Origin of the sequence: Algoriphagus yeomjeoni, assembly GCF_049821175.1 — a bacterium.
Classification (GTDB): Bacteria; Bacteroidota; Bacteroidia; order Cytophagales; family Cyclobacteriaceae; genus Algoriphagus; species Algoriphagus yeomjeoni_A.
This window is the reverse complement of the sequence record NZ_CP187512.1, coordinates 74,184-97,203: the sequence shown is the minus strand read 5'-3', so window position 1 is coordinate 97,203 and position 23,020 is coordinate 74,184. Positions and strand designations below refer to the sequence as shown.

At 40.3% G+C, this 23,020-nt stretch carries 17 protein-coding genes; 10 read left to right on the top strand and 7 right to left on the bottom strand.

The annotated features are described in order from the left end of the window. Window positions 1-117: 117 nt before the first annotated feature. Window positions 118-750 (top strand): ABC transporter ATP-binding protein, encoded by a 633-nt coding sequence (locus tag ACPUEN_RS00325; RefSeq protein ID WP_425637854.1) that lies wholly within the window; start codon window positions 118-120, stop codon window positions 748-750. After that, window positions 743-1,804 (top strand): hypothetical protein, encoded by a 1,062-nt coding sequence (locus tag ACPUEN_RS00320; RefSeq protein WP_425637853.1) that lies wholly within the window; start codon window positions 743-745, stop codon window positions 1,802-1,804. Before ACPUEN_RS00325 ends, ACPUEN_RS00320 begins: the two co-directional genes overlap by 8 nt. A 94-nt stretch (window positions 1,805-1,898) precedes the next feature. Here the strand turns inward: ACPUEN_RS00320 and ACPUEN_RS00315 are convergent, their stop codons facing one another. Together ACPUEN_RS00315 and ACPUEN_RS00310 are read right to left on the bottom strand one after the other, a co-directional pair. Beyond that, window positions 1,899-2,930 carry an LLM class flavin-dependent oxidoreductase gene (locus ACPUEN_RS00315; RefSeq protein ID WP_425637852.1) on the bottom strand — a complete coding sequence of 344 codons (1,032 nt, stop codon included), beginning with the start codon at window positions 2,928-2,930 and terminating at the stop codon, window positions 1,899-1,901. 360 nt (window positions 2,931-3,290) lie between these two features. Continuing rightward, on the bottom strand, window positions 3,291-4,694 hold the full coding sequence (locus ACPUEN_RS00310) for a sugar porter family MFS transporter (protein WP_425637851.1): 1,404 nt from the start codon (window positions 4,692-4,694) through the stop codon (window positions 3,291-3,293). A 183-nt stretch (window positions 4,695-4,877) separates the two neighbouring features. On the opposite strand from ACPUEN_RS00310, the gene ACPUEN_RS00305 reads away from it, so the two are divergent. Together ACPUEN_RS00305 and ACPUEN_RS00300 are read left to right on the top strand one after the other, a co-directional pair. Beyond that, window positions 4,878-5,873: a PDDEXK nuclease domain-containing protein gene (locus tag ACPUEN_RS00305; protein WP_425637850.1), complete on the top strand. Its 996-nt coding sequence runs from the start codon at window positions 4,878-4,880 to the stop codon at window positions 5,871-5,873. A 333-nt stretch (window positions 5,874-6,206) separates the two neighbouring features. Further along, window positions 6,207-7,211, top strand: a complete 1,005-nt coding sequence (locus ACPUEN_RS00300; RefSeq protein WP_425637849.1) for a hypothetical protein — start codon at window positions 6,207-6,209, stop codon at window positions 7,209-7,211. A gap of 31 nt (window positions 7,212-7,242) precedes the next feature. Here ACPUEN_RS00300 and ACPUEN_RS00295 read toward each other — a convergent pair whose 3' ends face one another. Further along, the gene (locus ACPUEN_RS00295; protein WP_425637848.1) at window positions 7,243-8,049 is read right to left on the bottom strand and encodes a phytanoyl-CoA dioxygenase family protein; all 807 of its coding nucleotides are present in this window, start codon (window positions 8,047-8,049) and stop codon (window positions 7,243-7,245) included. A gap of 366 nt (window positions 8,050-8,415) precedes the next feature. On the opposite strand from ACPUEN_RS00295, the gene ACPUEN_RS00290 reads away from it, so the two are divergent. After that, window positions 8,416-8,766 carry a GIY-YIG nuclease family protein gene (locus tag ACPUEN_RS00290; protein ID WP_425637847.1) on the top strand — a complete coding sequence of 117 codons (351 nt, stop codon included), beginning with the start codon at window positions 8,416-8,418 and terminating at the stop codon, window positions 8,764-8,766. A 169-nt stretch (window positions 8,767-8,935) separates the two neighbouring features. Here ACPUEN_RS00290 and ACPUEN_RS00285 read toward each other — a convergent pair whose 3' ends face one another. The 3 genes from ACPUEN_RS00285 to ACPUEN_RS00275 form a co-directional block, all read right to left on the bottom strand. Beyond that, window positions 8,936-10,627, bottom strand: a complete 1,692-nt coding sequence (locus ACPUEN_RS00285; protein WP_425637846.1) for a sulfatase family protein — start codon at window positions 10,625-10,627, stop codon at window positions 8,936-8,938. 270 nt (window positions 10,628-10,897) lie between these two features. Then, entirely contained in the window at window positions 10,898-11,398 is a 501-nt protein-coding gene (msrA, locus tag ACPUEN_RS00280; RefSeq protein ID WP_425637845.1) for a peptide-methionine (S)-S-oxide reductase MsrA, read from the bottom strand. 100 nt (window positions 11,399-11,498) lie between these two features. Further along, window positions 11,499-13,127, bottom strand: a complete 1,629-nt coding sequence (locus ACPUEN_RS00275) for a sulfatase family protein (RefSeq protein WP_425637844.1) — start codon at window positions 13,125-13,127, stop codon at window positions 11,499-11,501. Between the two features lie 220 nt (window positions 13,128-13,347). Here ACPUEN_RS00275 and ACPUEN_RS00270 point away from each other — a divergent pair, with 220 nt between their 5' ends. From ACPUEN_RS00270 to ACPUEN_RS00260, 3 genes are all read left to right on the top strand, one after another. After that, window positions 13,348-14,790: a sulfatase gene (locus tag ACPUEN_RS00270; RefSeq protein ID WP_425637843.1), complete on the top strand. Its 1,443-nt coding sequence runs from the start codon at window positions 13,348-13,350 to the stop codon at window positions 14,788-14,790. A 412-nt stretch (window positions 14,791-15,202) separates the two neighbouring features. Continuing rightward, entirely contained in the window at window positions 15,203-15,850 is a 648-nt protein-coding gene (locus ACPUEN_RS00265) for a TetR/AcrR family transcriptional regulator (RefSeq protein ID WP_425637842.1), read from the top strand. A 9-nt stretch (window positions 15,851-15,859) separates the two neighbouring features. Beyond that, window positions 15,860-17,341: a sulfatase-like hydrolase/transferase gene (locus ACPUEN_RS00260; RefSeq protein ID WP_425637841.1), complete on the top strand. Its 1,482-nt coding sequence runs from the start codon at window positions 15,860-15,862 to the stop codon at window positions 17,339-17,341. Window positions 17,342-17,367: 26 nt separating this feature from the next. Here ACPUEN_RS00260 and ACPUEN_RS00255 read toward each other — a convergent pair whose 3' ends face one another. Then, entirely contained in the window at window positions 17,368-18,045 is a 678-nt protein-coding gene (locus tag ACPUEN_RS00255; protein ID WP_425637840.1) for an RNA polymerase sigma factor, read from the bottom strand. Window positions 18,046-18,533: 488 nt separating this feature from the next. Here ACPUEN_RS00255 and ACPUEN_RS00250 point away from each other — a divergent pair, with 488 nt between their 5' ends. Continuing rightward, window positions 18,534-19,565, top strand: coding sequence for a FecR family protein (locus tag ACPUEN_RS00250; protein ID WP_425637839.1), 1,032 nt, complete (start codon window positions 18,534-18,536; stop codon window positions 19,563-19,565). 72 nt (window positions 19,566-19,637) lie between these two features. Next, window positions 19,638-23,018 (top strand): SusC/RagA family TonB-linked outer membrane protein, encoded by a 3,381-nt coding sequence (locus tag ACPUEN_RS00245; protein WP_425637838.1) that lies wholly within the window; start codon window positions 19,638-19,640, stop codon window positions 23,016-23,018. The last annotated feature ends 2 nt before the right edge of the window (window positions 23,019-23,020 follow it).

Below are 23,020 nucleotides of genomic sequence, written 5' to 3'. Positions count from 1 at the left end.
ATTATGTATAAAAATCCCCAAAATGGATTAGAATTAATAACTCATGTCCAGCTTCTGGAGAAGCAGGACAACTGCGACCTTTGCGCGACCTTTGTGTACTCCTGTGGTTAAAATCCTATGTTAGAAATCCAGCACTTCAAAAAATCATATCCTACGGGTTTTCAAATGGAGATTGACTCTCTTCAATTGACTAAGGGCATACACCTGATCAAAGGTGAAAATGGCTATGGAAAGTCAACTTTACTTAAGGCCATTGCCGGAATTCATGGCTTCGAGGGAGAGATTTTTTTAGATGACATTTCGCTGAAAAAAGATCCTATCCCCTTTCGAAAGCTGGTCAACTACTCCGAAGCAGAACCTCTATTTCCTGACTTCCTAAGTCTGGATGAGTTGATAGCCTTTGTAGCTAAAACCAAAGGTGCGGATAAAACTCAGATCACATCTCTCAAAGAGATTTTGGCAATCGGAGACTTTTCCAAGAATGCCATTGCTACCTATTCCTCGGGAATGTTGAAAAAGACTGGATTGATCTTAGCTTTTCTAGGGAAGCCCAGCATGATCATTCTGGACGAACCTTATACTACGATTGATGTGGGAACTCAGAAAAGACTAACTGAGCTGATCAATCGCGAATTGTACAAAGGAGTCAGTTTTCTACTTACCTCGCATATCGCAGATTTCGAAGGGTTTTTCGATTATAATTCAGTCTTGAGTATCTACAATGGCAGCCTTCTCCAAAACCATGAATGAGCTGTTATTTAAAAGTTTTGTAATTCCATTTTACAAGGCTTTTCTGGGTTTTTTCATCTTGATTATCCTCATATTCGGAGTTTTTATGGAGCTGAAGCAACACCTGATGATTGCTGAACGATTGCTCCAAAATACCCTAGGATTTTATGCTATCCTTCTTTTTTTTCTTGCATTTGCCATGGCCCAACAGCGGTTTCAGCTACGGCTTATGAATGACAAGCGCTATAGAATTTTTCATCACTTAGGTTTCCTGACTTGGCGCCAACTCGCATGTAATTTCCTTCCTATATGGGTTGCAAATCATCTGCTTATTCTGCTTTATGGAGCACTTCTGAGCTTTGTAGCAATTGGGATCAATACTGGTGGAAAGCTTATCCTGCTTTGGATATTTATCGCTGGGATTTTTCTAGCGGATCTCACCTTAACCTATCTCAGACTCAAAAAGCCGTACCCTGATTACATCCGAGTTCGATCGAGAATCACCAAAAAGCTGAAATTTCAATTCTGGTTTCTGATGCATTTAAGAGAAAAGAGAACCCTATTAATTCTTGGAGTAAAGCTTGTCAGCATCACTCTACTGAACGGATTTTTCTATGCTTTTTCTAAAGGAAGTTACGACTTGAGATGGCTTGAGTTTGGACTGCTTTGCGCAAGCTTTGCCCATTTCCCCATTTGGCTGGATAAGCATGCTTTTGAGTCTGAGCAACTCAGCTATTTTCACGCAATGCCACTTCGATTTGGCTGGAAATTCAAACAGCATAGCATCACGATCATGCTGATACTTTTACCTGAATTCATGTTGTTGGTTTACAAATTTGGGAGTGTAGAAAACCTTGTAAATCTGTTGTTTTTACTCCTTTTATTCCAGACGTTAAATATGGGAATCTATGGACTGATCAAAGGTAGAAATGCACTCAGCAAGTCCTTATCTTCAGGCTACCTATCCTTCTTTATTCTTTTCCTATTGGTGATTTTTAATCTTCAACCGCTAATCTTAGGCGTAATTTGCATGCTTCCTTTTGTCCTGGCAATGAGTTCAAGGTATTCGGTTTGATCACCATACTTCTCTTATAAACCTTTTCGGGCGACTAAGTTTTCAAGCGTATTCAACACTAAACATCTAGCTTCTCCAATTGGCTAGCCTCCTCCTATTCTCCAGCTTTCACCCTCGGAATCACTTCTTTTCCTATTAATTCGATTGCATTTTTCAATTGTTCATGACTCAGATTAGCATTATCCATCTGAAAAGTGAACCTGTCGATCCCTCCAAGAGATTCGCTATGGCGTAATATTTTATCAGCCACATCCTCAACTCCACCCACTACCAACGCCCCGAAAGGTCCAGTCTGTGCATTGAAGTGATTTCTGGTTACTGGCGGCCAACCTCGCTCCCTTCCGATTCGGGTAAATGTCTCGGCATATCCTGGATAGTACGCTTCCACGGCCTGCTCAGTAGACTCTGCCACATAGCCCAAAGAATGCAATCCAACTTTCAATTTTTCCGGTGCGTGCCCAGCTTTGGCCCCAGCTTCTCTATACAGATCCACCAGCGGACGGAATCTATGCGTCTCCCCGCCTATCACTGCCACCATCAGAGGCAAACCCAGCGTACCTGCTCTTGCAAAAGAAGCCGGGGTTCCGCCCACACCTTGCCAAATAGGAAGCGATTCCTGAACTGGTCGGGGATAGATTGCCTGCTGATTTAATGCAGGGCGAAACTGACCTTTCCAAGTCACGATCTCCTCATCTCGGATCTTCAGAAGTAATTCCAGTTTTTCGGAGAAAAGCGCATCATAATCATTCAATCTCAAGCCAAAAAGTGGGAAAGCCTCCGTAAAAGAGCCTCTTCCTGCGATGATTTCTGCACGTCCATTGGAGATCAAATCTATGGTCGCAAACTCCTGAAAAACCCTAACTGGGTCAGCAGCACTCAACACCGTAACCGCTGAGGTAAGTTTGATTCTGGAAGTTCGAGCTGCCGCGGCGGCCAAAATAATCGCAGTAGCAGAGTCCAAAAACTCCTTGCGGTGATGCTCACCTATTCCAAAAACATCCAAGCCCATTTCATCTGCATAGACGATCCTGCCTATGAGTTCAGTTAATGATTTTCTACGGTTTTCAGTTTGACTATCTGTTCCTGCAGGCGCTGCTGCTGCAAAACTATCTATTCCTATTTCCATGGCTTGACGGGATTATTTTCAACCTAACCAAAGTCAAGCTTTTTCAATTCCATTTTATAAGTCTATACATTCAAATTTTTTCCTCCTTGAAATCTCTTCGGCCATTTCCTTGATTCATAAAAACCAGACCACTAACTCCTAAATCTGGTGTTTTCTAATTCTTTTAGATTTAAAAAAGATAGGTTGGCAGTTTTCTCGGAAGTCAGGGAAATATCAGAAAGATTAGGCTATCATATTCGGGAAGGAAAGCATAATTTAACCTGGGAGGACTGGTTGCATTTTCAGGATTTCAGCCAAAAGAATCTGGAATGAAAGTAGACAATTGTTGATTGCTTTAGTCATGCTTTTTATCGGATAAAATCACCCCATCAATTCCCTCTCTATTTCCTCCAAAGACTTGCCCTTGGTCTCAGGTAGCACAAAGTAAATCACCAGGAACCCGAAGGCACAGATTCCTCCGTACAGCCAGAAGTTATTTGCCCAGCCTAAATTCTCACGGATCGCTGGAAAGAAATAGGTCAAGGTAAAATTCCCAACCCAGTGCGCAAGTGCTCCGATGGAAATGGCTGCACCACGAATTCTTGTTGGGAAAATCTCCGAAAGCACCACCCAAAGCAAGGGCGCCAAAGTGAAGGAATAAAACATGACATTGGTCAAAACAGCAAATACAACTGCATTTCCGCCAAGATCGCTGTAGAAAAAGTAGCCAATCAGACCATACAAAATCGTCATCGCGGAAGTACCGATTAGCAGAAGTTTCTTTCTCCCAAATCTATCCACAGTGAAAACGGTGATGAACACCGATAGCACCATCACACCACCAATCACCACGATATTTAACATCATCTGCTTGAGATTATAACCAGCCGCCTGGAAGATATCTGCAGCGTAATAGATCACCACATTGATCCCAGACCATTGTTGGAGAAAAGCCAGAAAAATACCGATTCCCAGAAGCTTCATTATCCGCTTCTGGAACAATTCCTTCAGATTCACCTGCCCAAAATCCCCTTCTTTTAAAGTTGTCTTCACCTCGGCTATAGAGTCTTCGGCATAGGCATTTCCTCCGATTCTCTGGAGGATGGTACGCGCCCGATCTTCTTCCTTATTCTTGATCAACCAAGGCACGGACTCGGGTACGAAGAACATCAACACAAAAAACAAAAGTGCTGGGATTGCTTCAGCAGCAAACATCCATCTCCAGCCGTTTTGCCCAGACCAACTCGCTGCGATCATCTCGAAGCTAGCATCATCAGCCAATTGGGTATCTGCAAGCGAAATCTGCCAGTTGATCAACTGAGCCAGTAAAACTCCGATCATGATCAGGAGCTGATTGATCGTGACCATTTTGCCCCGCTTCTCTGGAGGCGAAAGTTCGGCGATGTAAAGCGGTGAGAGGTTTAGCGCTACTCCCATCGCTACACCGCCGATGATTCTATAGAAATTGAATTCCCAGAAAGTACCAGCCAAGGCAGTTCCTATAGCCGATATGGAAAACAATAAACCAGAAGCGATCAGTAATCTTTTCCTTCCTAACTTATCCGAAATCAAGATACAGATCCCCGCTCCGATCATGCAGCCAATCAATGCTGAGCTTGTTCCCCAACCCTGATCGCCCACCGAAGTAATATTGAAAAAAGGCTCGTAAAATGGCTTGGCCCCTCCTATCACCACCCAATCGTACCCAAACAAAAACCCTCCCAACGCTGCAGTGAGGCTAATCAGCCAAAGATAAGTTTGGTTGTAAGTATAGATAGGCTTCATGGGATCAGGTTAGGGTTTGGGAAAAATGAAACCATAAAATAGGGCTTTTTGGGATTTCAGCAATCCTGTACTCAACCTATATGACTCTATCTATTTGACTACTCTTTCTTAAATAGGCCAAAGCTTAGACTCACAAATACAGATTAGCATTTATATTAGTATATCATTCGCTATCAAGACACTATGAAGCAAATCTCTAAATCGTTTGTAGAAAATATACGGCAAATCATTTCTCAGGCGCAAGCAAATGCTGTTCGTGCGATAAATCAGGAGCGGGTATTAATGTATTGGGAAATCGGTCGGCATATCGTAGAAGAAGAGCAAAACGGAAAGGAGCGCGCAGATTACGGGACTTTTCTCCTAAAAAACCTAGCTGAAGTATTGGAGAAGGACTTTGGAAGTGGTTTCTCAGTGAGGCAATTAGAACTTTGTCGACAATTTTTCAACTCCTTTCCAAATACGAACGCACTGCGTTCGCAATTAAACTGGACTCAGTACAAACTTCTTGTCCGCATTGATGATTCAGACAAAAGAACTTATTACATAGAAGAAACTTGCAGCAACAACTGGAGTGCAAGACAACTGGAAAGGCAAATTAACAGTCAGCTATACGAGCGTCTTTTGCTCAGTAATGAAAAAGAAAAAGTACTTGCCATAGCAAAAAAAGAAGCTCAACCTGAAAGTCCCAGAGAAATAATTAAAGACCCTATGGTGTTGGAGTTTTTAGGATTAAAACCACAAGCTTCGTACTACGAAAAAGATCTGGAAAATGCGCTAATCACCAATATGCAGTCCTTTTTATTGGAGCTAGGTAATGGCTTTTCATTTGTAGCCAGACAGAAAAGAATTCAACTGGAAGATGATGCCTATTTCATAGACTTGGTTTTTTACAATCGGCTACTTCGGTGTTTTGTATTGATAGAAATAAAAACACACAAGCTGACACATCAAGATTTAGGACAACTGCAGATGTACGTCAATTACTACGATCGAACTGAAAAGCAGGCAGATGAAAACCCTACTATCGGTATTATACTCTGCGCAGATAAGAACAGTACCATGGTAGAATATGCCCTTCCTAAACATAACACTAATATTCTCGCTAGTAAATACCAACTGTATCTCCCTAAGAAAGAAGAATTAGAGAAAGAATTCGAAAAAATAATACAAGACAGTTAAGTAATCCTTTACTTACAAGCCATCATAAAATAGTTATCTTATCCCGCCACAGGATTCAATTCCGTTTCAATCACCTCGCCGATCTTTGCTTTCGGGAACCAGGTATTCTAATCATTGATTTGATTAGCATACTATTTGGCTGGTAGGAATGAAAAACCAAATTAGAATAAAACATCATCTACAGGGCGAGAAGTCGATCCTAAAACTCACTTTCTGGAAAGACTAACTCTTCAAGGTGCAAAAATTAAAGTTTGGAGGAGAATGATATAAAAGAAAGGCAGGAAGTATACGTCCTTGGTTGGGTATGCAGCGTTGTTATGCTTAATTTATAAAATGAAAACACTTGAGAAAATAGCCTTCGTTTTGCGAAAAGACCAGACAGATTATTTGGAGTTGGCTCAAGCAATCCAAGACTATGAAAGTTTGGTTTTCGCGTTATCAACTATTGAAATCGAAAATGAATCAAACAGAGAGGACATTCATTTTGATACCGGAAAAGCATTGGGCACCACTTGGGCAGCTCTATGCATAAGAGATCTGATTCGCACAAAAATTTTTATAAAAGGGCTTTTTAATGCTATAGAACAGGTTAAAAAAACAAAACAGGGTTCTGTAAATGTTCTTTATGCAGGAACTGGCCCCTTTGCTACGTTGATATTGCCGGTAATGGCTACCTATTCGGAAGCGGAAGTACAGTTCACACTATTGGAAGTGAATAAGGTAAGTTTTGACACTGTCAATCAAGTAATCAATAAATTAGGATTTGGCGGTTACATTAAAGCTTCGACAAACGAAGACGCAACAAAATATGTAGTCAATTCTGACCATCATATTGACATTGTAGTAAGCGAGACGATGCAGCAGGGATTGAAACGAGAACAACAAGTTCCAATAGTGTTGAATATAATGCGTCAAGTGAAGAAAGAAGTAATTTTAATTCCTGAAAAGATCACACTTGATGTTTGCCTAATGAACTTTACAAAACTTCATGCAAGAGAGAAAAACACAGAAGAGGAGTATTGCATTCGGTTGGGTGCTTTTTTTGAACTAAGCCGAGAGAAAATAAAAGAGTATGAGCTGAGCAGTCATCTGGAGAATGGGAAATTACTGTTCCCACAAAAGTCGATTAATCTAAAAATGGAAGACTTAAAGGAATTCAACCAGTTGGCAGTCCTTACGGAGATTCAGGTGTTCGGTGAAGATAAAATCAGTATCAATGAAAGCGGGCTAACCATTCCACTGATATTAGAAGACCTTTCAGCTCATCAAAAAGGATTAACCTTAAACATTAGATACGCGGTTAGTGAAGAGCCGGGAATTGAGTACTCATGGATTTAGTGTAAAACAGGGAGAATAGATCTACTCAACTTTATACAAAATCCCCCGCCACAGGATTCAGCTCCGTATCGATTACCTCGCCGATCTTCGCTCCAGGGCACCAGGTATTCCAATCGTTGATCTGATTATCATTCTCGGGATTTTTCAGTTTGGCGGTTGCATCCATATAAATCACCGTCATTACTTTTCGCATCTGATCCGTTTGATTAGCTCCTGCTCTATGGAAAACCCATCCTGAGTGGAAGCTCACCTCTCCCAAGTCGAATGCTTCGATCACATGATCAAAGTTGTTGATACGAAGATTCTGCTTGATTTGCACCTCAGAATCATCCCCTATCTCTAAGTCCCTTCCGAATACAATCTGCTGACTTCCGGCCGAAAACTCCAGTGGCCCCATCTCCAGCGGAGTTGCCTGAAGAGGAATCCAAGCGGTAATTGTATTATCAGTATCTATCGGCCAGTAATATTGATCCGCATGCCAAGGAGTAATTCCTCCACCCGCTTCTTTAAAAAGCGCCTGATCATGGTAAATCCTCACTCTTTCACAGCCCATCAAATCCGATGCAATCTGTGCCAAGCGCTTGCTCAGCACCAGTTTTTTGACTTCTTCACTTTCAGTCCACAAATTGAAAATCTGCAAAAATGCCTTGCTGTAGGTATCCCGCTCCTCGATCGGTTTTTCCTGTGTGTTTTTCCGCTGAACTTCTGCAGAAATCACTTCATTGAAATGCGCGACTTCGGCTGGACTGAGCACCTGCTTGAGTTTGATGAAGTTATTCTCTTGGTAAAAAGCTTTTGCCTCAGGAGAAATTGGATAGTGATGGGCTAGGTTATTCATGGGTCGGGTTATTTATACTCAAATTAATACGATTATCTGGAATGATGCCAGTAGCCTAAATTTCTTTGCTCAGCAGGACGGATGACTGAAGTAGCCTCAATTCTTGGCTTTAACATTTCCTCTTTTGCTTTTAGCTTTTAAAGTGATTATCCTCATACTTTATCAGTCCGAAGGAAAACTCTTGTCAGTCCGAGCGGAAATTTGTGTCAGTCCGAGCGGAAATTTGTGTCAGTCCGAGCGAAGTCGAGGACAATAAATATTTTTTTCAAAAGTCACACTAATTTTAGTTAAACTCACCTTTGACATCTACATTATGTGCTGGTAATTAACACCTTATAATTGTAAGACTCCTTTTATTGAATATGTATGAAAATCTATCTCGTTTACATACTGAAATGCTCCGATAATTCTTTCTATACAGGAGTTACAAATAATTTGGAAAGGAGATTGACTGAACATTCTGAAGGCTTAGATCCTTTTTGCTATACTGCAAAAAGAAGGCCTTTGGAGTTAGTGTTTGTGCAGGAATTTCAAGAAATCAAAGAGGCTATCTCTTTTGAAAAACAAATCAAAGGATGGAGTAGGAAGAAAAAACTCGCAATGATTAATGGCGAGTGGGATAAATTGAAAGAATTAGCGGAATGCAAGAATGAGACTTCTCATAAAAATTTCAAGGAGAATTTACTGATTTCCAAAACTAATGAAGAGAATTCCTAGGTTGAAAAATGGGGCTTCGACTTCGCTCAGCCTGACAACGACTTCGCTCAGCCTGACAACGACTTCGCTCAGCCTGACTTAAACTGCGTTCTCTGCGTTAACTTCCGCGACCTTTGCGGTTAAAAAAAAGCCCCAATTCTCATCAGGGCTTCATATAGACTTCATTCAGTTATTTCTTCTCTCTATTATCAAAAATCTTATCGATCAACTCCGTGTTTTTTCCACCGGCATAGGAATTATTTTCTTGGAGATAATCTAAATACTTATCAATGTATTCCTGACTAAGCTCTGAACTATCACCATATTTTTCCCGCAATCCATCCAGCTGCTTGTGCAGATCTGCTCTGATTTCAGCATAAGCAGGATCATCATAGACGTTTGTCATCTCATTTGGATCTTTCTTTCTGTCGATCAATTCCCACTCATCATTGTCAAAATAGTAATGTACCAATTTGTAATCCTGTGTGATGATCGCATAGTGTCGCTTCACCATATGGACCGACGGATATTCGTAGTAGTGGTAATAAACCGCATCACGGGTCCACTTATCCGTTTCTCCGGTAAGCAAAGGAAGTAAGCTCTCACCTTGCATATCCGAAGGAGCTTCTATTCCAGCTGCAGCTAGGAAAGTCTGTGCAAAATCAAGGTTCTGAACCATCTCGTCAGATTTGCTTCCGGCCTTCACTTTGCTTGGCCAAGCCATCAAAAGTGGAGTCTTGAATGACTCATTGTACACAAAGCGCTTGTCAAACCAACCATGCTCTCCCAGGTAAAATCCCTGATCAGAAGTGTAGACGATGATCGTATTTTCCATCAGGTTATTTGCTTCCAAATAATCCAACACCCGACCTACATTCTCATCCACAGCCCTAATCGTTCCAAGATAATCCTGCATGTAGCGCTGATATCTCCACTTCATTTTATCCTCTTCAGTCATGGAAGGATATGCTTTCTTGAAATCCTCATTGACTTTCATGTAGGCCTTATCCCAGTTCGCGCGCTGAGATTCATTCATTCTGTTCAATTCTCCCATTAGTGCCGCCTTATCCCAACTGGAATTTTCAGAAATACCTAACTCATCCATCACCTCGGGATACACTTTAGAATCTCCTCCCCAGTGCATATCAGTCAGTAAATTCATTTCCGCCTCATGCGCAGCTCTTCCTCTACCTGAGTAATCGTCAAAAAGCGTAGCTGGCTCTTTGAAAGTTCTGTTGGTAAATTCCTCCACATGGCGCTCAGCTGGAAGCCACTCTCGGTGAGGAGCTTTATGCAAGTACATCAACATAAACGGCTGGTCTGCCTTACGCTCATTTTGCAACCAATCCAAGGTCATGTCAGTGATGATATCCGTCACATAGCCTTCCACCTTGATATTGCCTTCTTTTTTGGTGATAAAATCAGGATTGTAATAGGCTCCCTGACCCGGTAATATTTTGAATTGATCAAATCCTTTTGGGTTGTTTCCGAAGTGAAGCTTACCAAACATGGCTGTCTGATATCCCGCGTCATGAAGAATCTGGGGGAAAGTCACATTGGTGGTATCAAAAGGAAAGTGGTTGTCCACCTTGCCGTTGATATGAGAATGCTTCCCTGTCAAAATTGTCGCTCTCGAAGGTGCACAAATGGAATTAGTCACAGAGGCATTGGTGAAAAGCATACCCATCTTTGCTATGCGATCGATATTTGGAGTTTCGATCAGCGTGTTATCGTAGGCCGAAATTGCTTGATAGGCATGATCATCCGACATGATAAAGATGATGTTTGGCCTGTCCGCAGGTTTTTCAGCCTCCTCGGTTTTACATGCAAAAGCATGAATTGCCAAGGAGCCTAATAAAATGGATTTTAAAATGTGCTTCATTTTTGGGGTGGTTTTTTGGGTATAAATGTTTGTTAGCAATGAGGCCAGTTGCCGTAGTTTCTTTGGTTTGCTGGATGTCGGATGACGGATGTCCGAAGTAGCTTCAACGATAGCTCTATCCTCTTTTTACTGGCTTTTATTTTCATGCTGGCAGAAAGGCAAAGAGACAAAAGCATCATAAGATATGCTAAACTCTAGATTTTAGGCTACTTCCGTCTCCCGTCTCCCGTCTTCGGTCATCGGTCATCGGTCACCTGACATTAAGCCTCCTCACCCCTCAATAAAACTCTCTTCAAACCTCAAGAAATGACAAGTATACCCATTCGGGTTTTTCACCAAATAATCCTGATGGTAATCCTCAGCCACCCAAAAAGGAGCAAAAGGCTCTAAAGTAGTCACCACCTTATCCTGCCATTTTCCAGATTCGTTGACCAAAGCAATCATTTCTTCAGCCTCGGCTTTTTCCTCCTCATTTTGATAGAAAATCGCAGATCTATAGCTCGACCCCATGTCATTTCCTTGTTGATCTACCGTAGTTGGATTGTGCATTCTGAAGAAAAAATCCAGAATCTCTTTGAAAGATGTTTGGCTTGGGTCATAGGTAAGTTCTATGCCTTCGGCATGACCTGGATGGTTTCTGTAAGTAGGGTTTTCGTTTTGCCCTCCTTGATATCCAACTTCTGTATCTACTATTCCAGGACGTGTTCTGAAGAGATCTTCCATCCCCCAAAAACAACCGCCTGCGATGTATGCTTTTTTAGTATTGCTCATTTTGTTTCAATTTTTTTTAAAGTAACAGATGGCCTCAGACTTTGATTCCTTTCCTCCATAGCAACTTGAAAAGATGATTGAAGTTTAGTCTTGCAACTACCTAATTACCATTTCTCTTATTATAAACCTCCATGTACTCGTCCAGGAAGCGCTTGTCGTTGGCGTCACTATCACCATACTTTTCGCGAACCTCGACAAACTTCTTATGCATCATTTCCCTCACTTCAGCATAGGCAGGATCATCGTACACATTATTCATTTCATGCGGATCTGTTTCCAGATCGTAAAGCTCCCATTCGTCAATATCATAATAGAAGTGAATCAGCTTATATCGATCGGTCGCAACCCCATTATGCCGCTTTACGCTGTGTTCCGCAGGATATTCGTAATAGGTGTAGTAAACGGCATCTCTCCATTTGTCACTTTCTCCGCTGACCAGCTTTCTGAAAGACTCCCCTTGCATTTCTGCTGGAGCTTTGATTCCTGCATAGTCCAGGAATGTAGGAGCAAAATCAAGATTCTGAACCAAGTTTTTGATGGTAGTACCCGGCTTGATCTCTTTCGGGAATTTCACTAAAAGTGGCGTACGGAAGGACTCCTCGTACATAAATCTCTTATCAAACCAACCATGCTCTCCCAAGTAAAACCCTTGATCAGAAGTATAAACTACAATGGTATTTTCAGCCAGACCATTTGCCTCCAAATAATCCAAAACCTCCCCTACTCCATCATCCACAGACTTTATCGTACGAAGGTAATTTTTGATGTATCGATTGTATTTCCAGGTAGCGATTTCCCGCTTCTTTTCCAATGTCAAGGTCTTCTCATCCAATTGTCCGTAAGCTTTCAGGAAAGCAGCATTCTTTGGATCAAATGCTTCTCTCCAAGCTTTCAATTGCTCAGGATTGAATCGCCTTAACTCTCCAGCCAATCCAGTGCTATCTCCGTAAGGATTCACTTCCATCATCAAGTCTCTACCCCAGCGCATGATCTCATCGATCTCCATTTCCTGCTCCTTAGCAGCAGTTCCTCTTCCTTGGTAGTTTGTTTCATGGTCAAAGAAATTTGCCGGTGGCGTAAATTCCTTGTCATCATAAAGCGTCAAATATTCAGGTGCTGGTTTCCAGTTTCTATGTGGTGCCTTTTGGTGATAAAGCAACACAAAAGGCTTTTCCTTATCTCTTCCATTTTCCAACCAGTCCAGAGCCAAGTCGGTGGTAATATCCGTAACATAGCCTTCGATTCTCTTCTTTTCGCCATTGATTAAAAAGTCTGGATTGTAGTAATTTCCCTGCCCAGGTAGCACCATAGAATAGTCAAAACCCTGAGGCTGCCCGTCTAGGTGAATTTTACCAATCAAAGCTGTCGTGTATCCATTTGCCTGCATCAGTTTCGGGAAATTATCCTGATCCCAATCAAATGCCTGGATGTTATCGACCTTTCCATTCATGAAACTGTGCTTACCAGTTAGTAGCACAGCACGGCTTGGAGCGCAGATAGAGTTGGTCACTGTAGCTCTGGTGAATATGGCGCCTTCTTTGGCGATTCTATCAATATTCGGCGTTTCATTTAGACCAGAACCGTATGCAGAAATCGCCTGATAGGCATGATCATCTGCCATAATAAAGATAATATTGGGCCTTGCATCTGGCTTTTCTTCTTCTTTAGCACTGCAGCCAACTGCCATAGCAGCTACTATGAACAGGAGATTGATTTTGGTCCAAGACATATGTTGGTAGTTTATTGAAAATGGAAATTAAAAGAAAATGGTCTAAAGAACATTGATTCAAAAATATACTTGAACACAAGTGGCATCTAATGACTTCAATTTAATTCTAAATTAATTAATGATAATAAACATTAGGACAAACGGCCTACTATTTATAGTTTTCTTCAATAGTAGAGATTCCTTTTGGATGAGTAGATTTGATAATTCTCCCCGAATACCGATGAAAAGAATAGTAATCTTAGTCACATTTCTGTTTTCAGTAAATGCCTTTTCACAGCAAAAAAAGCCAAATGTACTTTTCATCATATCTGATGATTTGACCACGACGGCTCTAGGTGCTTATGGCAATGAAAATGCTCACACCCCAGCAATTGATCAATTAGCAAAGGAGAGTACAGTTTTCACCCGCGCCTATACTCAGTATCCAGTTTGTGGGCCTTCCCGAGCCTCTTTTATGTTTGGGTATTATCCAAATGCAACACAAACGTATGGCTATGTAAGTGGGCGAGAGAACGTCGGGCCTGACAGACCTTCGATGGCAGAGCTTTTTAAACAGAATGGCTACTTCACTGCACGGGTGAGTAAAATCTATCATATGGGAGTTCCCATCGATATAGAAAATGGCTCCGATGGCACCGATGATCCAGCCTCTTGGACTGAGAAATATAATTCCCAAGGCCCAGAATGGAAAGCAGAGGGAGAAGCTGAATTGGTACAAAATAATCCGGATGGAAGCATAGAGCGAAAAGGCGGAAATGTGATGACTATCGTCAAAGCATCTGGCGGAGATTTGGCTCACTCCGATGGAAAAACTGCCGAAAAAGCTTCTGAATTAATTCGTCAACATAAGGACAAACCTTTCTTTTTGGCCGTTGGATTTGTGCGTCCGCATGTGCCTTTTGTAGCTCCTGCAAATTATTTTCAGCCTTTTCCATATGAAGGCATTAAGCTTCCAAAGCAAGTGGAAAATGACTGGGATGATATTCCTGAACGAGGAATCAATTACGTCACAAGTGTAAATGCTGATATGAATGCTGTGCAAAAGCAGAAAGCAATTGCAGCCTATTATGCCTCGGTTTCCTATATGGATGCTCAGGTAGCGAAGGTTTTAAAAACGCTAAAAGACGAAGGCTTGGAAGATAATACGATTGTTATTTTCACCTCAGATCATGGATTTCATTTGGATGAGCATGAGTTTTGGATGAAAGTCAGTCTGCATGAAGAATCCGTACTGGTACCAATGATGATCAAGGTGCCTGGCAAAAAGCCTGCGGTCACTACCTCATTTACAGAGTTGCTCGACCTCTATCCCACCCTTGCTGAGTTAGCTGGTTTAGCCTATCCCAACGCTATTCAGGGTAAAAGTTTGGTGCCTATTTTGGATGATCCAACTCAGGAGCTTCGTGATTTTGCATTCTCGGTAACTCAAGGAGGAAAGTCATTTCTAATTCGCACCGATGAGTACGCTTTCATTCAGTACGATGAAGATGCATCGTCAGGCATGGAGCTATACGATATGAAAAAAGATCCAGAGCAGTTCACCAATCTGGCTTTGAATCCGGCCTACAAAGCCGTAATCCTGGAGATGCAAAATCGACTTGCAGCAAAACTAGCAGAGGTTAGGAAAAATGATTTGGGTATAACTTATAGGGAGCCGAAATGAAAAAAACTGGGTAAGTCCACACTATCCCTGCAGGGTTTAAAGTAAGCAAACAAAGCTCTCTTAATATGATAATCCCGATTGCTTTAAGCACTTAATACTACTTCCAATCAGCCAGTTTTTTTAGTGCAAACACACTAATTTTTTTTAATTCATCAGACTTTTTGGATTGTTTATCTTTAAATTAACCACTCATAACCATACAAAAAATAGATGCTCAAGTACCTCAAGCCTTAGAGTTATCCAAAATTAAATTTTTGTAGGCGAAGAGTCTTGATTTGAATTAGCATAATGAAAATGTATTAAAAGGTAAACGCAGGTAGGATATCAAACGTAAAAATGAAGGGTTATAAATCACCGCATTAATCATTCTACCTACCGTTCAACGTATTTACTTTTCAAACTATTAATATTCATGAAGGGAAACACTAAAAAGATTAAAACAAAGGATAAAATTCTATTATCAGCCATCGAGAAATACAATGAAGTTGGGGTACAAAGTATTACCAGCCGACATATTGCCAACGAAATAGGTATTAGCCATGGTAATCTTGACTACCACTACAAAACCAAAGAAGACATTATCTTGGCTATTTATGATAAAATGAGATCTGAGATGTCAGATTATTTTATCTCCCGAAAAGAAAATTCTTCTTCGGTTGAACATGTCCATCTATTGCTAATACAATTGGAGGAGTTTCAATACCGGTATAGATTTATGAACTTGGATGTGTTGGAAATATCAAGAGCTTATCCTAGAATTTCAGATCTTTTAAAGAAGACATCGGAATATAGAAAGCAACAGATGAATGTTCTTTTTCAGGAGTTTATAGACGATGAGTTCATGTGCAATATTGAAACTGAGGTCTATGAAAACATTCAGCACATCCTCCGCATAATCATCACTTTCTGGCTATCTCAACGAGAAGTATTGGCTACTGAAAAATACACGGAAAAAGGATCTATGGTTAAAAGTATTTGGGCAGTAATCCGGCCTTATCTAACCGAAAAAGGAAAAACAGAACTAGAAAAAACAGTAGCCCAATACGGGTACATTCAATAAACCCCAATAATGAAGTCTAAAATCAGCTCATTTGGATTTGGAATCCTCCTGCTTTTCCTTGCCGCATTTCAACCAAGCTTTGCGCAGCAAAAATCCTCAAAACCTAACGTACTTTTTCTCTTTGCCGATGATCAACGTGCAGATGCAATAGGAGCTGCCGGGAATCCTTATATACAAACCCCAAATATTGATCAGTTGGCAAGTGAAGGCAGTCGCTTCGAAAATGCCTATGTAATGGGTGGAAATCATGGTGCAGTTTGCGCGGCAAGTCGTGCAATGTTGCTCAGTGGCAGGAGCCTATTCCATGTTTATGATAAACTGAAAGGCGAACGAACCATGCCAATGGATTTTGCTGAAGCGGGCTATTCTACCTTTGGCACTGGCAAATGGCACAATGAAAAAGAAGTTTTCGAAGCTAGTTTTCAACAGGGCAAGAATGTCTATCTAGGAGGAATGGCAGACCACTATAGCGTAGCGATGCGGGATTACGATGAAAATGGAAAGCTAGGTGAGCCAACTGGCAAAGGTTATTCTACAGAAGTCTTTGCCCAAGGCGCTATTGATTTCATCAACTCTCATGTGAAGTCAGGTTCGGATAAGCCATTCTTTGCTTATGTAGCTTTCACCGCGCCGCACGATCCTTATTCCCCAGAAGCTGGCTACATCAATCATTACCCAGATGGGTCTTTGCCGCTACCTGGTAATTACAAACCAAATCATCCTTTTCAGTTTGATGACTTGATGGTTCGTGATGAGTTGCTTACGGGTTGGCCAAGAAAGCCTGAAGTCATACAGATGATTTTATCTGACTATTATGCTTTGGTAACTCATTTGGATAGCCAAATTGGAAAAATCATTCAGACTCTTAAGGACAATAATCTATACGATAATACCATCATCGTTTATACTGCTGATAATGGTTTGGCAGCGGGAAGTCATGGATTGCTAGGTAAGCAAAGTCTCTATGAACATAGCACCAAGGTGCCGATGATCATCAAAGGTCCAGGAGTTCCTAAGAATGAGACCTTCGATGCTATGGTTTATCTCTACGACCTTTACCCTACCCTTTCAGAATTAGCTGGATTACCTAAGCCAAATCAGGTAGATGGAAAGAGCTTGGCTCCTATTCTTTTCGGGAAAGACACTGAAGTAAGAGGCAGTTTGTTTACCGCTTACCGATATACCGTTCGGGCAGTCAGAACTCCTGAATGGAAGCTCATTAGATATCCTGAGCGAGATTATACTCAGCTTTTCAACTTGAAAAATGATCCCTTGGAATTGAATAATCTAGCGGAAAACAAGGAATTCTCCTCCACCAAAGATGAATTGATGAATTCACTAAAAGAATGGCAAAAAAGCTCTGGCGACACTGCAGCTTTGACTACTAAAGTGATCAAACCATTGGATTATGATCCAAGCAGGCTTACTAGAAAACCAGATCGCTGGCAGCCAGAGTACACGTTGAAGCGATATTTTGAAGATTTAGATTAGTGAAAAGTTTTAATATAAGGCTGCTATCAGGCTAGGCTAGTCAATGCTGAAGACAATATTATAGGCCAAATATCACTTTTATACTTTCTTAAACTTACCGATAGGATATCTATAGCCTTGTACAAAAGGTTCCTGGCTGAACGCACGTTTTTAAATTGCATAGTATCTGCAATATCCTTGTACGACAGGCCTTCATAAAAATGCAGGAAAATAATTTCTTGTTGCCTAGCTGACAATTGACTGGCAGAGGCAAGTATCAATTTTTTTATCTCTGGCCTATAATCCTCATTGACATGTAAAAGAATGGAATCTCCATTGTCAAAAAACTCCTCATGCATCAATATCTCCTCATGTTTGTCTTTTTCACTCCTACTATCTTTTAGAAATGAAAGTACTTTCCTCCTATAACTCGCAAATAAATATGCCTTAACATTTACCGTAGAGCTGAGATTTCCTGATTTCTGAATCAGATAAAGGAAAGTATCCTGCAAAGAATCATAAACTATCGATTCATCTTGGGTAATCTGGAATCCATATTTACAAAGAATTGAGGCATAGCGATTATACAACATCTCCATGCTTTTATTTTCATTTGAGATAATACCAATCCACAATTCATTATCACTAATACCTTCGCTCTCTCCGGTATCACTTTCTAAACTCTGATCGAAATGGCCTAATGGCTTAAAATCTCTCTCATTCATGGCGTTTACTGCTAGATGAAAACTCTTTGTTTAAATTTTTTAAAAAACCACTTTACACAAAGTATAACATACATACAAAAGCTAAAAACATAATTAAAAATCCGAAAATGGCCTCTAGATTAATTTATTATTTGGTGAACTCAGCACTCAAGAAACTAAATTCTGCCGTACTTTTTATATTCTCTACCAAAAAAAATATTTCAAACTACTGATTATTAAAAAAGTTGAGATAGGAAATCAAATGTCCTAGCAAAGCATCTCGGAACATTTACCATTTTTCCAGGTACCACCTGCAAATGATTAAGTAGATCAGGTAAATCTCCTCGATAAGATTTACATGGAATGGATTTCAATCCAAATGGCTTGTGGTATCCAAAATAAGCCTTGTTTAAAAAATAAATACCTGAAGTTGGATTTTTGTTGATGTCACTTATAGACTTTCTCTCTCTATGGGTAAAAGCAAGTATATCTACTTCTAATCTGTACATATGAAATTCAACCCTAAAAGTGAGTATGATTTTTTGAAAAATGAGGATTTCGTATTGTGGGTAAATCACCAAAAGGAGCAGGACACTGAAATGTGGCATAGTTGGGTGAGGGAAAATCCTGACAAAGCTGAATTTTTCCACAAGGCAAAAGCCATTGTTAATTCATTTCAATATTCAGGGGATGAAAAAATTGATGATTTAAGACTGAATAGTATCCGTAAAAAGTTAGTGCAGGCAAATGAAAGACAGCTAAGGAATATCGCTCAATACGGAAATAAAAAGTCTTCTTTCAACTGGCAGAAATATAAGTGGGTTGCAGCAGCATCAGTAATCCTTTTTCTTGTTTTGGGTGGGCTAAGTTGGACTTACCTGAAGACGGGAAATCAAGAAGGCGCAAACTGTATAACTGTATCTACTGATAGAGGAGAAAGAAGAAATGTGATGCTTCCAGATGGTTCATCAGTCATCCTTGATTCGTATTCAACCCTAGAATATTTGACAGATTTTGAACAGGGACGTAAAGTTAACCTGAGAGGAAGGGCATTTTTTGAAGTGAAAAAGCAAAATGGAGAACCGTTCGAGATTTTTTCTGAAGAGTTTGATGTGAAAGTGTTAGGTACTTCATTCGATATGAATACCGATAGTAGCAGGGGAAATGGACACGTTGCATTAGTCACAGGCAAAGTAAATGTGACTATGAAGGATGAAGAAGAAATAAGCCTACTACCACACGAAGCCGCTTATATAAACTATGAAAACAAGCAATTAAGCAAAGGGGGCTTTGATGAAGATCAGATTTTAGGCTGGCGAAAGAACATCCTGAAGTTTAAAGACGAGTCTTACAAAGTAGTCTTTGAGAGAATATCGAATTGGTACGGTGTGGAATTTATTTATGATGAAAATCTTGATTTACAAGGTCTTTACAGCGCCACCTATCGCGATCAAAAACTCGATGATGTATTACAAGGCTTAGGCTATGCATCTGATTTAAAATTTCAGATTAAATCAGATTTAGTCTATGTGTCTCAATAAATAATTAAGTGGAAACCCTAGAGAAAATGTTTTAAAAAAAATAAACCTCAACTAATAATAACCCGAAAAATTATGGTAAAAAAAATACCTATTGCAGGAAGACTATGGAGGTCTAGCCTGACATTTCTGATCCTATTTTTACTTATTTCTATAGTACAAGCTAGTTCGTCTAGTAATACTTTGGTTAATATTCAGTCTGATGTCGTCGTAAATATAGAAACATCAGAAGGCTCTATTTTTGAAATATTCTTGGAGATTGAACGTAAAACCGACTTCAATTTTGCTTACGATAAGGACAAATTAAAGGGCGTGGATTATGTTAAAATAAAAAAGGGAAAGCAATCCCTTAAAAGTATTTTAGATACCCTTTCTAAAGAATTTGAACTCGAGTTCAAAGAAATCAATGGTGTAATTCACGTAAAACAAATCCGAAAAGATCTCTCTCCAATGCGTGTAGAATCAAAAGAAAGGAAAATTTCAGGAGTTGTAAAATCCGTTGATGGGTTCACTTTGCCGGGAGCAAACATTATGGAAGTCGGAACCACCAATGGTATGGTGACCGGTAATGACGGGGAATTCAGTATTAACTTGATCACTGCAGAACCTAAAATTGTGGTATCATACATTGGTTTTGAAAGTCAGACTGTAACTATCGGCCCTAGTGAGACCTACGAAATAATACTATTGGAAGACCAAGCATCACTTGATGAGGTTGTAGTAGTAGGGTTTGGAGAGCAGAAGAAAATAAGCCTTGTAGGCTCCCAATCTACCATTAAACCTTCAGAGCTGAAGCTGCCCGTTAGAGATCTTACCAATGCTCTCGGCGGCCGTCTAGCGGGATTAGTTTCAGTACAGAGAAGTGGTGAGCCAGGCTACGATGGAGCTCAGATTTTTATAAGAGGGATTGCCACTTTTGGTTCTTCACCTCGCGGACCTCTATTGATAGTAGATGGCGTGCCAGATCGACCAATTGACAACATCAACCCAGAAGATGTAGAAAGCTTTACTATCCTAAAGGATGCCTCCGCTACAGCAGTTTATGGTGCGAGAGGAGCAAATGGTGTAATTATTATCAATACCAAATCAGGACTAGTTGGAAAACCAATAATTAATGTTGAAGTAAGACAAGCGGTCACTTCATTTACGCAGTTGCCTAGTTTTGTAGATGGGCCGGATTTCATGAAGCTATACAATGAAGGCCTGGTGATGAGAGGTAGAACACCTCAATACTCAGAAGAGCAAATACGAATGGTAGAATCTGGAGAAGACCCTGACCTCTACCCTAACGTAAATTGGTATGATGAAATATTCAATAAGTATGCTCAAAACCGAAGTGCTGACCTCAACATTCGAGGCGGTTCGGAATACGCGAAATATTACATATCGGCTGGTTACTATTCAGAAACAGGAATGTTTAAAACAGGTGGTGTAGAAAGCTATAATAACCGTCTTTCTCTCGACCGATTTACATTTTTGACCAATGTAGATGTGAATCTAACTAAGTCTACGAATATAGAACTTGGTATCAACGGGTTCATTATAAATTCAAATTATCCCGGAGTTGGAACTGGAACTTTATTTAATATGGCTACGCAGAGTCCTCCTCACATTGCACCTCCGCAATATTCAAACGGACAATTCCCAAGGGTACCCGGAGGTTACAATAACCCTTATGAAAGGCTTACTCAATCTGGCTATGCAACTGAATATAGAAATACCATAAGGTCAAATATCCGATTGAAGCAGGATTTGAATTCGATCACGCAAGGATTGAAATTCACCACGATGTTCTCTTTCGATGCCTATAACTGGAACAATTTGAATAGAACGAGAAATGTGCAAACCTATTACGCTACTGGTCGGGATGAAGAAGGAAATCTTATTACTGAACTCGTTGATCAAGGGTCAGACGTATTGGGCTTTGCTCAATCAAGAGGAGGAAACAGGAAATTCTATACAGAATCTGCACTTAACTATAACAGAACTTTCGGTGAGAATCATGATGTATCCGGAATGCTGCTCTATTACCAATCAGATTATATCAATGCTGATGCCGGTGACTTGGTTTCTTCAATTCCTTTTAGGCTTAGAGGTTTTTCAGGAAGGGGTACCTATGGATATAAGTCCAAGTATTTTGTTGAAGCAAATTTTGGTTATTCTGGTTCTGAAAACTTCTCTCCAGACAGTCGATATGGCTTTTTCCCTTCATTTGGTACAGGCTGGGTAATATCGAATGAATCTTTTTTTGAACCTATGAAGGACGTGATCTCTCTTCTGAAATTGCGATATACTTTTGGATTAACGGGGAACAGTAATACTAGTGATCGATTCCTCTTTCAAACAAGAATTGATGGCGGTAATGGCTATACCTTTGGAGTTCCTGGCAATACTAGAGGATATGGAGGTATGCAGGAAGGGCAGGTCGGTTCCAATGTAACTTGGGAAACTGGAAAAAGACACAATCTAGGATTAGAAGTGAATTTCTTCAATGATGATCTTTCTTTTATTGTCGAGTTTTTTCAGGAACGCAGAAGTGGGATCCTTATGAAGTTAAATGATATCCCTGCTGCTTCTGGCTATGGGGCTAATACTCCATACGGAAATATTGGTATTACAGAAAATAGAGGGCTTGACTTAACATTGAACTACAACAAACATTTCGGCGGCAATTCACTAGTCAACTTCTTAACCTTCAGAGGAACATTCACTTACAACAAAAATAAAAATGTATACGACGGGTTGCCAGAATGGCAATACCCATGGTTAAACCGCATAGGCCGAAGAATAGATCAACGTTTTGGTTATATAGCAACAGGTCTATTTGAGAGTGAAGAAGAAATTGCTGACTCTCCAGTGCAAGCGGGTGATGTGCGTCCAGGGGATATCAAATACCAAGATCTTAATGAAGATGGAATAATAAATACCTATGACCAACGAGCCATCGGGTATGGATCTATTCCTCAAATCATGTATGGATTAAATCTAGGAGCAGGTATTAAAAAGTTCGAAATAGTTTTATTTTTCCAAGGTGCCGGATTAGTTGATATGATGTACTCTGGAGGTGAAGCAACAAATCCATTCTTTGATGGCCCTACACGAGGCAACTTATATGACATGGCATTGGATAGATGGACACCTGAAAATCCATCTCAGGATGTTTTCTATCCTAGAATGTCCACTAGAGAGGACATTACCACAAATTATTACGGAAGTACCTGGTGGCTGTACCGAGCTGACTATCTACGCCTAAAAAATGCTGAAATAGCTTATAATTTCGATATGACTAAACTGAAGAAGTTTGGGATGAAAAACCTACGTGTGTATTTGAACGGAACAAACCTCCTAACCTTTAGTCCTTGGAAAATATGGGATCCTGAACTAGGAGATGGAAGAGGTACAAGTTACCCGAACACGACTACATACAATATCGGTCTAAGAGCTAGTTTTCAATAAAA